Origin of the sequence: Streptomyces pseudogriseolus (assembly GCA_002154585.1) — a bacterium.
GTDB classification, from domain to species: Bacteria; Actinomycetota; Actinomycetes; order Streptomycetales; family Streptomycetaceae; genus Streptomyces; species Streptomyces pseudogriseolus.
The window spans coordinates 1-11662 of sequence record MUNG01000373.1; the positions used below are offsets into that span (position 1 = coordinate 1).

The following is an 11662-nucleotide window of genomic DNA, read 5'->3' on the forward strand; positions in this document are numbered from 1 at the left end:
GGCGGCGTCGCGCTGGGCGGCGGCCCGCCGCACGGCCTCGGCGAGGCGTTCCTTGCGTACGGGTTTGAGCACGTAGTCGACGGCCTTGAGGTCGAAGGCCTGGACGGCGAAATCCTCGTGGGCGGTGACGAACACGACGAGCGGCGGCCGGGCGAAGCCGGTGAGCAGCCGGGCGAGGTCGAGTCCGTCGAGGCCGGGCATCTGGATGTCGAGGAAGACGACGTCGATGGCGTCGGGCCCGTCGGGTCCGGACTCCAGGGCGCGGTTGATGCGGCGCAGGGCCTCGGTGGCGTCGCCGGCGCCTTCCGCGCTGCCGATGCGCGGGTCGGCGTTCAGCAGGTACAGCAGTTCCTCCAGGGAGGGGCGTTCGTCGTCGACGGCGAGGGCGCGCAGCATGAATGGGGAGTGTAGGGGGATCTCCGGGCCGGGACCATGTGCCGGACAAGGGCGTTCCACCCCGGTCCGCGCCGGTCCGCGCCGCTCCTCCCCCGTGGGCGCACCCGGGGTGACCGTGGGGCGGCCGTGGATACAGTGCCCGCATGAACAGCAGGCCCACGCCGTTCGACGAGCTCGACCGGAAGATCGTCACCGCCCTGATGGCGAACGCCAGGACGTCCTTCGCGGAGATCGGCGCCTCGGTCGGGCTGTCGGCGACGGCGGTCAAGCGCCGGGTGGACCGGCTGCGGGAGACCGGGGTGATCACCGGGTTCACCGCGACCGTGCGGCCGTCCGCGCTGGGCTGGCGCACCGAGGCGTACGTGGAGGTGTACTGCGAGGGTGCGGCGCCGCCGCGGCGGCTGGCGGAGGTGGTGCGCAACCATCCGGAGATCGCGGCGGCGATGACGGTGACCGGGGGTGCGGACGCCCTGCTGCACGTGCGGGCGCGGGACGTGGAGCACTTCGAGGAGGTGCTGGAGCGGATCCGCCAGGAGCCGTTCATCCGGAAGACGATCAGCGTGATGGTGCTGTCGCACCTGCTGCCCGACAGTCCTGAGGCGGGAGTGACGCAGCCCGCCCCTGACGGCGCACCGGACGTGCGCTGAGGGCCGGGAAGACGCAGCGATCCTGCGTGGACGCGCACGATCCGTCGCTTGTCGTCCGTACGGCCGGGTTCCTACCGTGGAGTCACCCCCTGTTGACAGCGTGTGAAGCGGAGGAACCCCTTCGTGCCCGAATCACGTGTGGCGCGCCCACGGCGTTTTCTCGTCTGCGAACCCAGATTCTTCGCCGTGCGGTACGCGATCAATCCCTGGATGCGTCCGGACCGTCCCGTCGACGTCTCACTCGCCCGGCGGCAGTGGCTGTCGCTGGTCGACGCCTACCGCCGGCACGGCCATACCGTGGAGACCGTGGAACCGCTGCCCGGTCTGCCCGACATGGTGTTCGCCGCGAACGCGGCGGTCGTCGTGGACGGCCGTGTGTTCGGCTCGCGGTTCCACGCTCCGGAGCGGCGTCCGGAGTCGGTGCCGTACGAGGCCTGGTTCAAGGCGCACGGGTTCGACGTCCAGCATCCGGAGTCGGTGTGCGAGGGCGAGGGCGACCTGGTGCCCGCCGGGCGCTGGATCCTCGCCGGGACCGGCTTCCGCACCACCCCCGAGGCGCACCGCGAGGTACAGGAGTTCTTCGGGGTGCCGGTGATCGGCCTGACCCTGGTGGACCCGTACTTCTACCACCTGGACACGGCCCTGTTCGTGCTGGACGAGGAGAACGTCGCGTACTGCCCGGAGGCGTTCTCGCCGGGCAGCCGTGAGGTGCTGGAGCGGCTGTACCCGGACGCGGTGACCGCCACCCGGGAGGACGCGCTGGCGTTCGGCCTCAACTCCGTCTCGGACGGCCGGCACGTGTTCGTCGCACCGGGAGCGACGCACCTCGCCGGCCGGCTCGCCGACCGCGGTTACGTCCCCGTCCCCGTAGACCTGTCCGAGTTCCACAAGGCGGGCGGGGGCATCAAGTGCTGCACTCAGGAGATCCGCTCATGACCTCTGCCCCCCGTACGCGCGCGTCCGCCGAACTGATCGCGGCGGAGGAGCCGGTCCTCGCGCACAACTACCACCCGCTGCCCGTGGTCGTCGCCCGCGCGGAGGGCGCGTGGGTGGAGGACGTCGAGGGCCGCCGCTACCTGGACATGCTGGCCGGCTACTCGGCGCTGAACTTCGGCCACCGGCACCCGGCGCTGATCGAGGCGGCGCACCGCCAGCTGGACCGGCTCACGCTGACCTCGCGTGCCTTCCACAACGACCGGCTCGCGGGATTCGCGGAGCGGCTGGCCGCGCTGACCGGCCTGGACATGGTGCTGCCGATGAACACCGGCGCCGAGGCGGTGGAGAGCGGCATCAAGGTGGCCCGCAAGTGGGCCTACGACGTGAAGGGCGTGCCGGCCGACCGGGCGACGATCGTGGTGGCGGCGGACAACTTCCACGGCCGGACCACGACCATCGTCAGCTTCTCCACGGACGAAACGGCCCGCGCCGGGTTCGGTCCCTTCACCCCGGGGTTCCGGGTGGTGCCGTACAACGACCTCGCGGCCATGGAGGCGGCTGTCGACGGGACGACGGCGGCGGTGCTGATCGAGCCGATCCAGGGCGAGGCCGGTGTGCTGATCCCGGACGACGGCTATCTGGCCGGAGTGCGGGAGCTGACCCGGCGCGCCGGGTGCCTGTTCGTCGCCGACGAGATCCAGTCGGGGCTCGGGCGCACCGGCCGCACGCTGGCCGTGGAGCACGAGTCGGTCGTGCCGGACGTGGTGCTGCTGGGCAAGGCGCTGGGCGGCGGCATCGTCCCGGTGTCGGCGGTGGTGGCCCGGCGCGAGGTGCTCCAGGTCCTCCGTCCGGGGGAACACGGGTCGACCTTCGGCGGGAACCCGCTGGCGGCGGCCGTGGGCACGGCCGTGGTGGAGCTGCTGGAGACGGGCGAGTTCCAGCGGCGCGCGGCCGAGCTGGGCGTGGTGCTGCGGGAGGGCCTGGAGGCGCTGGTCGGCAAGGGCGTCACCGGGTTCCGCAGCCGCGGCCTGTGGGCGGGCGTCGACGTCGACCCGGCGCTCGGCACCGGCCGGGAGGTCAGCGAGCGCCTGATGCGCGAGGGCATCCTGGTGAAGGACACGCACGGCTCGACCGTCCGGCTGGCCCCGCCGCTGACCGTCACCGCGGACGAGCTGCGGGAGGCGCTACGCACGCTGGAGAAGGTGCTCAGCCGCCAGGTCTGACCGCCTGCCCGCCGCCCCCGCCGGACCTCTCCGGCGGGGGCGGCGGCGTGTGAGGGACCGCTCGCGGCGCACCGGTGGCCCACCTCCGGGGAGCCCCCGGCCGCTCCCCGGGGTGAAGATGGGGTCTAGCGGGGACATACCGTGTCAGAACACTCTCAGCGACAGAGAGGCCGTCCGTGGACGGACACAAGGAGCAGGGAGGAGCCCGGCAGGGGTTCGACGTGGCCGACGCCGCGCCCCTGCTGCTCGATCCGCACGGCCTGGTGACGGGCTGGACGGGGCACGCGGAGCGGCTGCTCGGTCACGCCGCGGCGGAGGCGGTGGGCCGGAAGTTCGCCGATCTGCTGGAGTCCGCCGACGCCGAGCGGATGGACGACGTGCTCGCCCGCTGCCGTACCGGGAGCGACTGGTCGGGACTGATGACCGCCCGCCACCGGGACGGGCGTCCGGTACCCACGGCGGTGCGTGTCGCCCCGACCACGGCGCCGCAGGGCCGCCCAGCGGTGCTGGTGCTGCTGTCGGAGCTGGGGGACACCGCCCAGGGCTGGGACATGAGCCGCGACGTGCTGGAGCAGATCGTCGCGGGCAATCCCATCGGCATCGCCATCGTGGACACGGACCTGCGATACGTGTGGTCCAACGCGGCCCTGGAGCAGTTCGGCGGCGGTCCGGCCCGGAGCCGGGTGGGCCGGCGGGTGGCGGAGGTCCAGCCGGGCATGGACAGCGCGGCCGTCGAGCAGCGGATGCGGCACGTTCTGGAGACCGGCGAGCAGGTGATCGGCTACGAGTCCGTCGGCCGGGCGCGGTCGGCGCCCCTGCGGGAGACCGCGCACATGGTGTCGTTCACCCGCCTCGAGGACCACCGGGGCGAGCCGACCGGCGTGTACTACACCGTGGTGGACGTCACCGACCGGCACCGCGCCCGGCAGCGCCTCGCGCTGCTCGACCGGGCCGGCGAGTTCATCGGCCGCACCCTCGACGTGATGACCACCGCCCAGGAGCTGGCGGACGTCGCCGTGCCCGGGCTGGCCGACTTCGTCACCGTGGACCTGCTGGAGACGGTGCTGAAGGGCGCCGAGCCGGTGCCGCAGCCGCTCGCCGGGTCGGAGCGGGTGCCGCTGCGCCGCGCCGGACACCGTTCCCTGTACGAGGACCTGCCGCGGACGGTCGTGGACAGCGGCGCGGTCGTCACCTACCTGGCGGACTCCCCGCCCGCGCGGTGTCTGGCCACGGGCCGGTCCTGGCGGCAGGAGCAGCTCGACCCGCTGGCCGTGGAGTGGGCCGTGGGCGCGCCGGACGCCCGGGAGTCGACGTTCCTGGAGCTGGGCCTGCAGAGCGTGATGATCGTCCCGATCCGGGCCCGCGGCATCACCCTGGGGCTCACCACGTTCTTCCGCCGCCGCCAGAGCCCCTTCGAAGCGGACGACCTGCACCTGGCCGAGGACCTGGTCTCCCGCGCCGCCGTCTGCGTGGACAACGCCCGCCGCTACACCCGCGAGCGGGACGCGGCGCTGGTGCTCCAGCGCAGCCTGCTGCCGCGCCGGCTGCCCGACCAGGACGCCGTCGAGGTGGCCGCCTGCTACCGGCCCGCCGACGAGCTGACCGGCCTGGGCGGCGACTGGTACGACCTGATCCCGCTGTCCGGCGCCCGGGTCGCGCTGGTGGTCGGCGAGGTGCCCGGGCACGGCATCGACGCCGCCGCGGCGATGGGGCGGCTGCGCACGGCGGTGCGCACGCTGGCTGCGATCGACCTGCCGCCCGAGGAGGTGCTGGCGCACCTGGACGACCTGGCCTCCCGCTCGGCACGGGAGGACGGGGACGGGGAAGGGGCAGGGGAAGGCGACGACGGGGCCGTGCCGGGCAACTCGGTCGGCTCGGGGTGCCTGTACGTGGTGTACGACGCGGCGGACGGGCGGTGCACGATGGCCGCCGCGGGCCATCCCGCGCCGGCGGTGGTCGCGCCGGACGGCACGGTCGGCTTCGTGGACCTGCCGCAGGGGCCGCCGCTGGGGGTGGGCGGTCCGCCGTTCGAGGCGGTGGAGCTGTCGCTGGCCGAGGGCAGCACGCTGGTCCTGCACACGGACGGACTGCTGGCGCACGGCGAAGGCGGCACGGACGAGGCCGGGCGGGAGCGGCTGCGGCAGACGCTTCAGGGGACGGAGCGCGCGTTGCGGCCCAGCTGCCAGGCCGTGGTCGACGCGCTGGTCCCGGCCCACCCGGAGGACGACGTGGCGCTGCTGATGGCGCGGACCCGGCGGCTGGCGCCGGAGCAGATCGCAGCGTGGGAGCTGCCGCCGGACCCGGCGGTGGTGGCGGACGCCCGGCGGACGGCGCAGGACCAGCTGTCCCGCTGGGGCTTCGACGAGGAGCAGATGTTCACCACGGAGCTGCTCGTGAGCGAGCTGGTGACGAACGCGATCCGGCACGCCTCCGGGCGGGTGCGGCTGCGGCTGATCCGGGAGCGGACGCTGGTGTGCGAGGTGCTCGACGGCGGCGCGAGCGCCCCGCATCTGCGGCATCCGCGCGCGATGGACGAGGGCGGCCGCGGACTGCTGCTGGTGTCGCAGCTCGCCGAGCGCTGGGGCACCCGCTTCGTGCCCGACGGGAAGATCATCTGGGCGGAGCAGCCGCTGACGACACCCCGGGAGTGAGGCGCCGCCATGGCACGGACGTCGATCGACTACGAGGATGTGTACCAGGCGCTGCCGGGCATGGTGGCGCTGCTGACGCCCGACCTGGTGTTCGCCGATGTGAACGAGGCGTACGTGCGCGGTACCGGGCGTCCGCGCGAGTCCCTGATCGGCCGCTACGTGTTCGACGTGTTCCCGGAGTCGGTGAACGCGCCCGACGCGAAGAACTCGCACCATCTGCGCGCCTCGCTGCTGCGGGTCCTGGCCACCGGCGAGCGGGACACGATGCCCCTGCAGCGCTACGACATCGAGAGCCCCGAGCACTCGGGCGACTGGCAGGAGCACTACTGGTCCCCGGTTAACTGCCCGGTCCTCGGGCCGGACGGGCGGATTCGCCTGATCCTGCACCGGGTCGAGGAGGTGACCGAGTTCGTGCGGGCCCGCAGTCTCGGCGGCGACACCGCGGGACGGGTGCTGGAGGCCGAGCTGTACACGCGCGCCCGGGAGCTCCAGGAGCTCAACACCCGGCTGCGCGAGGCGCACGCGCGGGAGCGTGAGGTGGCCCTGGTGCTGCAGAAGGCGATGCTGCCGGCGACACGGCAGATGGGTCACCGCCGGGCCGCGGTGCGCTACCGCCCTGCGGTGGGCGCGCTCAACGTGTGCGGGGACTGGTACGACCTGGTCGACCTGGTGGGCGGCCACCGCATCGGCGTGTCGGTGGGCGACGTGGTGGGGCACGGCCTGGAGGCGGCCGGGGTCATGGGCCAGCTGCGCAGCGCGCTGAGCGCCACGTCACGGGTGGCGGACGGTCCTGGCCAGGCGCTGAACGTGCTGGGCCGCTACGCGAACGTGGTGGACGGCGCCGAGTCGGCGACGGTGGTGACCACGTTCATCGACTTCGACCGGCATGTCATCACCTACAGCAGCGCCGGCCATCCGCCGCCGGTGCTGCTGCACCGCGACGGCCGGGTGGAGTTCCTCGACCGGGCGACGGACCCGCCGCTGGACGCCCGTCCCGAACCGCGGCCGCGGCCGGAGGCATCGGTCGCCTTCTCTCCGGGGGCGACCCTCGTGCTCTACACGGACGGGCTGATCGAGCGGCGGCGGGAGGACATCGACGTCGGGCTGCGGCGGCTGGCGGACTCCCTGAGCCACCACCGGGAGCTGGACCCCGAGCCGTTGGCGGACACCGTGCTGCGGGAACTGCTGCCGCCGGGCGGCGCCACGGACGACACGGCGCTGGTCGTCGTGCGGCTGTGAGCCACCCCCGCCGTCAGGCGCCGGTGCGTGTCCGGTCGAGGTGTGCCGTGCGCTCCACGTTGGCCCGGTCCTCGGGGTCGTCGCTGGGCCGGCCCGCGAACCAGGCGTCGAGGATCTCCTGGAGCAGCGGAACGGAGGTGAGGCGCAGGCTCAGCGCCAGCACGTTGGCGTCGTTCCAGCGGCGGGCGCCGTCGGCGGTGTACGCGTCGGTGCACAGGGCGGCCCGTACGCCGGGCACCTTGTTGGCGGCGATCGAGGCGCCGGTGCCGGTCCAGCAGCACACCACCGCCTGGTCGGCCCTTCCGTCGGCGACGTCGCGGGCGGCGGCCTCGGAGCAGACGGCCCACTGCGGGTCGTCCCCGGGGCTCAGGGCGCCGTGGGCGCGCACCTCGTGGCCGCGCTCGCGCAGTGCGTCGACCAGGGCGCGGGCGACGGGTTCGTCCATGTCGGAGGAGACGGAGATCCGCATACCGTCGAGGGTACGGGCCGGGGTGCGGGCGACGGTCGCGTGGTGTGCGGCCGGCCCTCCGGTGCGGTGGGTTCCGGTTCCCGTCGAACCTGGTGCCGGGGCCCGTCACCCGGTCCTAGACTGGCAGTTCACGACGTGCCGGATGACCTGCTGGAACGCGGCGATCCCGTCGTTTCCCAGAGTCGAGGAGCGTGCTTTTGTTCTACTACCTGCTCAAATACGTGCTGTTGGGCCCGCTGCTCAGACTGGTCTTCCGGCCCCGGATCGAGGGCCTGGCGAACGTCCCGTCCTCCGGCGCCGCGATCGTGGCGGGGAACCATCTGTCGTTCTCGGACCACTTCCTGATGCCGGCCGTGCTGAAGCGGCGCATCACCTTCCTCGCCAAGGCCGAGTACTTCACCGGCCCCGGTCTCAAGGGACGGCTGACGGCGTTCTTCTTCCACAGCGCCGGTCAGATCCCCGTCGACCGCTCCGGCAAGGAGGCCGGGCAGGCGGCGATCCGTGAGGGGCTCGGGGTGCTGAGCAAGGACGAACTGCTCGGCATCTACCCGGAGGGCACCCGCTCGCACGACGGCCGCCTCTACAAGGGCAAGGTCGGCGTGGCGGTGATGGCCCTCAAGGCGGGCGTCCCGGTGGTTCCCTGCGCGATGATCGGCACGTTCGAGGCGCAGCCGCCCGGCCGGAAGATCCCCCGCATCCACCCGGTGGTGATCCGCTTCGGCGAGCCCCTGGACTTCTCGCGCTACGCCGGCATGGAGAACGAGAAGGCGGTCCTGCGCGCCGTCACGGACGAGATCATGTACGCCATCCTCTCCCTCTCCGAGCAGGAGTACGTCGACCGGTACGCGGCCGACGTGAAGGCCGCGGAGGCCGAGCGCAAGGCGGAGGAGAAGCGGCGGGCGCCGCGCATGCCGCAGCGCTGAGATGCGCGGACACGGGTGAGGGGCGGCCGGTGCGTTCCGGCCGCCCCCCTTCCGTGTCGTGCGGTTACGGCTTCGGCGTGGCGTGCGGGGCGCAGGTCACGTCGGAGCGGTCCAGCTTCCCGGTGAGCAGGTAGGTGTCGACCCGGTCGTTGACGCAGGGGTTGACCAGGCCGGTGACGCCGTGGGAGCCGGCGTCCCGCTCGGTGATCAGACGGGAGCCCTTGAGCCGCTTGTGCAGCTCCACGGCGCCGCCGTACGGGGTGGCCGCGTCGCGCTCGGACTGGACGATCAGCACCGGCGGCAGGCCCTTGCCGGTCCTCACGTCGACGGGCGTGCGCTGGGCCGTCGGCCAGGTGGCGCAGGGCAGGTTCATCCAGGTGTTGGACCAGGTCAGGAACGGGTGGTCGCGGTGCAGCCGGGTGGTGTCGCGGTCCCAGGTACGCCAGTCGGTGGGCCACTTGGCGTCGGCGCACTCCACCGCGGTGTAGACGGCGTTGCCGTTCTCCGAGGCCGCGTTGCCCGCCGTGTCGGTGAGGTCCGGGGCGGCGGCGTCGACCAGCGCCTGCGTGTTCCCGGCGGCGGCCTGGCTGAACACCTCGGCGACCGGGGCCCACGCGGAGTCGTAGTACGGGGCGCTCTGGAAGAAGCCGATCAGCTCGGCGGGGCCGACGACGCCGCCGAACGGTTCCTTCGCGGCGGCGGCGCGCAGCTTCAGCCACTGTTCTTGGACGGCGGCGCGGGTGGTGCCGAGGTGGTAGGCGGCGTCGTTCCGCGCGACCCAGTCCTGCCAGTCCTGCCAGCGGGTCTCGAAGGCGACGTCCTGGTCCAGGTTGGCCTGGTACCAGATCTTCTGGCGGGACGGGTTGACCACGCTGTCCACGACCATGCGGCGGACGTGGTCCGGGAAGAGGGTCGCGTAGACGGCGCCGAGGTACGTGCCGTAGGAGACGCCCAGGTAGTTGAGCTTCTTCTCGCCGAGCGCGGCGCGGATGACGTCGAGGTCGCGCGCGGTGTTCGGGGTGGTCATGTGGGGCAGCATCGTGCCGCTGCGCTCCAGGCAGCCCTCGGCGTACTCACGGGCGAGCTTGCGCTGGGCGCGCTTGTCGGCCTCGGTGCGCGGCACCGGGTCGGCCTTGGGCGCCTTGACGAACTCCTGCGGGTCGGCGCAGGAGATGGGCGCGGACCTGCCGACGCCGCGCGGGTCGAAGCCGACGAAGTCGTACGCCTTGGCGGTGTTGGCCCAGACGGGGTTCTTCGAGGTGACCCGGGCCGGGAAGCGCAGGCCGGAGCCGCCGGGGCCGCCCGGGTTGTAGAGCAGCGCGCCCTGCCGCTCGGCCGGCGTGCCGGTGCTCGCGACGCGGTCGACGGCGAGCTTGATCTGCTTGCCGTTCGGCCGGGCGTAGTCCAGCGGCACGGAGACCCAGCCGCACTGGATGGGCTGCGGCAGGTTCCAGTCGGCGGGGCAGTCCTGCCAGTCGATGCCGGTCTTGGCGGCCCGGGCGGCGGCGACGGCCACGCCCTTGGCCTCACGGTCCTTGCCGTGGTGTGTCTCCGCCGTCGCGCTCGCGGTGGGCGCCGCGACGGCGCCGGCTATGAGTGCGGCCGTGACGAGCGCGCCGGCCGAACCGAGCGCCGCCACCCGCCTCTTCGGTCTGCTGTCCCTCAAGGGGGCCTCCCCGTACATGGTTTCGATGCGTACGGGGGAGGATCCTCGTCCCCCGGAGGTCACGGGCGACAGAGGGGACGCCCCTTCTTTGCCAATCCGATAAGCGGACGTGGGGGTTACGTCATGCGGACGCGGCGCCTGAGGAGACGGACGCCGGGGCGAAGGAGACGGGCGCGCGGTCCAGGAGCCGGCGCAGCCGCAGGGCGTCCGGGGCCACGGCGCTGACCAGGACGGCGGGTCCGGCCAGCGGAAGGACGGCGGCGCCGTCGGCGGACGCGTCGGGCTCCACCGGCTTGTCCGCGAACTCCGGGTCACAGACGACGAGTTGTCCGACGGCACGGTGGCCGCCCAGCACGGCGGGGCCGTCCCAGCCGCCGGGCGCGCCGGCGCCGCAGTCGAGTTCCTGGTCGAGGACGGGGCGCCCGTCGACGCGCACGGTCAGCCGGGAGGTGAGCCGTCCGGGCTCCTCCCCGGTCCGTCCCAGCACCAGTTCCTCGCGGAGGACCAGCCGGGCGCCAAGCTCCAGGTCTACGCTGGTGCCCACGGCCAGCTCGCTGCCCGTGACGGAGATCAACGGCTCGGGCAGCCAGTGCAGTTCGCCTCCGGCGGCGACGGTGATCCGCACGGTTTGGCGCGCCCGTCCTCCGTGCTGGCCCGGCAGGGCGAGCGTGGCGGCGGCCGACCCGACCCGCAGCCGGGCGCCCGCGCCCACGTCGGCGCGGAGCGTGAAGTGGTCCCCGCCGTGCGGGCCGCTCATCGCGCCGACGAGCGTGACGTGCGCCGTCGCGCCGCTCCCCCGCGTCCGCCGCACGGCCAGCGGGCCCCGGCCCTCCAGCACGGGCAGGGCGGTGCCGCCCCGGTCGTCCGCGCGGGCGCGGATCTCCGCCTCCGCCCGGACGCCCGCGGTGTTCACGACGCCCACGCGGCGAGCCGCCCCCGCACCCAGGACGCCACCGCCGCGACCCCCTCGTCCGCGCGCAGCGACTGGAACACCACGGGCCGGGCGCCCCGCTGCGCCTTGGCGTCGACCGCCATCCGGCCGAGGTCCGAGCCGACGTACGGGGCGAGGTCGGTCTTGTTCACGACCAGCAGGTCGGCGGTGGTCACGCCGGGGCCGCCCTTGCGCGGGACGTCGTCCCCGCCGGCCACGTCGATCACGAAGATCTGCGCGTCGACGAGCCCCTTGGAGAAGGTCGCGGTGAGGTTGTCCCCGCCGGACTCGACGAGGACGAGGTCCAGCGGGCCGACGGAGTCCTCCAGGTCCTCCACCGCCTCGAGATTGGCGGAGATGTCGTCCCGGATCGCGGTGTGCGGGCAGGCGCCCGTCTCGACCGCGGTGATCCGCTCGGGAGGCAGCACCGCCTCCCGGAGCAGGTACTCGGCGTCCTCGCGGGTGTAGATGTCGTTGGTCACGACGGCCAGGGACACCTCGTCCCGCAGCGCCCGGCAGAGCGCGGCGACGGTCGCGGTCTTACCGGACCCCACGGGCCCGCCGAGCCCGATCCGCAGGGC

11 protein-coding genes are annotated in these 11662 nt (G+C 73.6%); 6 read left to right on the plus strand and 5 right to left on the minus strand.

Going from position 1 to position 11662, the window contains the following annotated elements; genetic code table 11:
• Window positions 1–396: response regulator (locus CCN29_RS27920; protein WP_143661391.1), on the minus strand; the 396-nt coding region annotated here is incomplete at its 3' end.
• Between the two features lie 143 nt (window positions 397–539).
• On the opposite strand from CCN29_RS27920, the gene CCN29_RS27925 reads away from it, so the two are divergent.
• The 5 genes from CCN29_RS27925 (at window position 540) to CCN29_RS27945 (ending at window position 7092) form a co-directional block, all read left to right on the plus strand.
• A complete protein-coding gene (locus CCN29_RS27925; protein WP_006135209.1) occupies window positions 540–1043 on the plus strand; it encodes an Lrp/AsnC family transcriptional regulator in 504 nt (167 codons plus the stop codon).
• Window positions 1044–1166: 123 nt separating this feature from the next.
• Window positions 1167–1979, plus strand: coding sequence for a dimethylargininase (gene ddaH / locus CCN29_RS27930; protein ID WP_031016414.1), 813 nt, complete (start codon window positions 1167–1169; stop codon window positions 1977–1979).
• Window positions 1976–3202 carry an ornithine--oxo-acid transaminase gene (gene rocD, locus CCN29_RS27935; RefSeq protein WP_006135211.1) on the plus strand — a complete coding sequence of 409 codons (1227 nt, stop codon included), beginning with the start codon at window positions 1976–1978 and terminating at the stop codon, window positions 3200–3202. The genes ddaH and rocD overlap by 4 nt, the downstream gene beginning before the upstream one ends.
• Before the next feature lie 176 nt (window positions 3203–3378).
• On the plus strand, window positions 3379–5853 hold the full coding sequence (locus CCN29_RS27940; RefSeq protein ID WP_031016413.1) for a SpoIIE family protein phosphatase: 2475 nt from the start codon (window positions 3379–3381) through the stop codon (window positions 5851–5853).
• Window positions 5854–5862: 9 nt separating this feature from the next.
• Complete coding sequence (locus CCN29_RS27945; RefSeq protein WP_086685371.1) at window positions 5863–7092, plus strand: PP2C family protein-serine/threonine phosphatase; 1230 nt, start codon at window positions 5863–5865, stop codon at window positions 7090–7092.
• A gap of 13 nt (window positions 7093–7105) precedes the next feature.
• Here CCN29_RS27945 and CCN29_RS27950 read toward each other — a convergent pair whose 3' ends face one another.
• Window positions 7106–7561: an RpiB/LacA/LacB family sugar-phosphate isomerase gene (locus tag CCN29_RS27950; protein ID WP_006135214.1), complete on the minus strand. Its 456-nt coding sequence runs from the start codon at window positions 7559–7561 to the stop codon at window positions 7106–7108.
• Between the two features lie 197 nt (window positions 7562–7758).
• Here CCN29_RS27950 and CCN29_RS27955 point away from each other — a divergent pair, with 197 nt between their 5' ends.
• Window positions 7759–8484 (plus strand): lysophospholipid acyltransferase family protein, encoded by a 726-nt coding sequence (locus CCN29_RS27955; RefSeq protein WP_006135215.1) that lies wholly within the window; start codon window positions 7759–7761, stop codon window positions 8482–8484.
• 64 nt (window positions 8485–8548) lie between these two features.
• On the opposite strand, the gene CCN29_RS27960 is transcribed toward CCN29_RS27955, so the two are convergent.
• From CCN29_RS27960 to ureG, 3 genes are all read right to left on the minus strand, one after another.
• On the minus strand, window positions 8549–10168 hold the full coding sequence (locus tag CCN29_RS27960) for an alpha/beta hydrolase (RefSeq protein WP_373297239.1): 1620 nt from the start codon (window positions 10166–10168) through the stop codon (window positions 8549–8551).
• 103 nt (window positions 10169–10271) lie between these two features.
• Entirely contained in the window at window positions 10272–11072 is an 801-nt protein-coding gene (locus CCN29_RS27965) for an urease accessory protein UreD (protein WP_086685373.1), read from the minus strand.
• Window positions 11060–11662 (minus strand): urease accessory protein UreG (gene ureG / locus CCN29_RS27970; protein ID WP_086685376.1); only part of this gene is annotated, 603 nt, incomplete at its 5' end. The genes CCN29_RS27965 and ureG, both read right to left, overlap by 13 nt.

Excerpts from the sequence above, each read along its gene's own strand:
- rocD (WP_006135211.1), top strand. The coding sequence starts at position 1,976 with ATGACCTCTGCCCCCCGTACGCGCGCGTCCGCCGAACTGATCGCGGCG.
- CCN29_RS27925 (WP_006135209.1), top strand. The coding sequence starts at position 540 with ATGAACAGCAGGCCCACGCCGTTCGACGAGCTCGACCGGAAGATCGTC.
- CCN29_RS27945 (WP_086685371.1), top strand. The coding sequence starts at position 5,863 with ATGGCACGGACGTCGATCGACTACGAGGATGTGTACCAGGCGCTGCCG.
- CCN29_RS27950 (WP_006135214.1), bottom strand. The coding sequence starts at position 7,561 with ATGCGGATCTCCGTCTCCTCCGACATGGACGAACCCGTCGCCCGCGCC.
- CCN29_RS27960 (WP_373297239.1), bottom strand. The coding sequence starts at position 10,168 with ATGTACGGGGAGGCCCCCTTGAGGGACAGCAGACCGAAGAGGCGGGTG.